We start from the raw sequence: 1,403 nt of genomic DNA, 5'->3' as shown, positions 1-1,403 counted from the left end.
CAACGCGCTCCATTTACCATGCCAGACAGAATCCAACGACCATTTCGCAGCCTGCCATGGTGACAAGGGGCCTCGTAACCCCTTCAAACCCCCTAGGTACCCCTATCGATGCGGGGCTCCGGAGGCATTGTCCACGCCTTGACGGGTTTTCCCCGGACCCCTGAGAATGCGCTGGGCAAGCCGAAGAAGTCAAGAATGCCGACCGCAATTTGACATTGCGGGTGAGGCAGTACGAAAGGAGCGCGCACCGATGCGCGTACTGTTCGTGTCGTATCCGGCCATCGGCCATGTTTTCCCGACGGTCCCGTTGCAGTGGGCGTTGCGGGCCGCCGGTCACGAGGTGCTGGTGGCGACGGGGAGTTACGGCCTGGAGGTGCAGAACGCGGGGCTGCACGTGGCGGACGTGGCGCCGGGGCTGGAGCTGGAGAGCTTCTTCCAGGAGACGGTGCCGGACCTGCTGGTGCGGGTGCGGAACCCCGAGGGTCCCGACCCGATGGCCGGAATCCAGCTGTTCGCGCACCTCAACGACCACATGACGGACGGCATCGTGCGGACCGCGGAGGCGTTCCGGCCGGATCTGGTGGTCTACGAGCAGATCTTCGTGTCGGGTCTGATCGCGGCGCAGAAGCTGGGTGTTCCGGCGGTGCAGCACAACTTCGGTTTCGCGCGCGGTGGTGACATCCGGGCGCTGACGGTGTCGCAGCTGGGCGCGACGATGGCGCGGCACGGGGTGACGTCGCTGCCGGAGCAGGTGCGGACGATCGACATCGCGCCGCCGAGCATGGTGGAGCCGGAGCCGCTGGGCTGGTCGGTGCGGCCGGTGCCGTACAACAGCGGTGCGGTGCTGCCCGACTGGGTGCTGGAGAAGCCGGACCGGCCGCGGATCGCGGTGACGCTGGGCACGGCGTCGGTGCACGTGACGGGGCTGGGCCCGGTGCAGCGGCTGATTGCGGCCGCGTCGTCGGTGGACGCCGAGTTCGTGCTGGCGCTGGGCGAGGTGGACACCAGTGCGCTGGGCGAGCTGCCGCCGAACGTGCGCGTGGTGGGCTGGGTGCCGCTGACGGTGCTGATGCAGACGTGTGCCGGTGCGGTGCACCACGGTGGTGCGGGGACGACACTGGCGGCGCTGAACGCGGGCGTGCCGCAGATCATCCTGCCGGACGGCGCGGACCGGTTCGTGAACGCGGCGGCGGTGCAGGCGCGGGGTGCGGGCGTGAGCGCCACGGCGGAGGAGCTGGACGTGGAGCTGGTGCGCCGTCTGCTGACGGACGAGGCGATGCGTACGGCGGCCGCGGAGGTGCGGGACGAGATCGCGTCGATGGCGTCGCCGGCCTCGCTGGTGGCGCAGCTGGAGGAGCTGGCGGCGGCCGGTCTCTGAGAGCACCGGAGCAGAACAGAAACGG

1 protein-coding gene is annotated in these 1,403 nt (G+C 69.4%); it reads left to right on the top strand.

Annotated elements, in window-relative coordinates; all coding sequences use genetic code 11:
• Nucleotides 1–250 precede the first annotated feature (250 nt).
• Entirely contained in the window at nt 251–1,378 is a 1,128-nt protein-coding gene (locus IE305_RS18685; RefSeq protein WP_190130787.1) for a nucleotide disphospho-sugar-binding domain-containing protein, read from the top strand.
• Nucleotides 1,379–1,403 lie beyond the last annotated feature (25 nt).

Origin of the sequence: Streptomyces mashuensis (assembly GCF_014654785.1) — a bacterium.
GTDB classification, from domain to species: Bacteria; Actinomycetota; Actinomycetes; order Streptomycetales; family Streptomycetaceae; genus Streptomyces; species Streptomyces mashuensis.
This window is presented reverse-complemented; position numbering and strand designations above follow the sequence as displayed.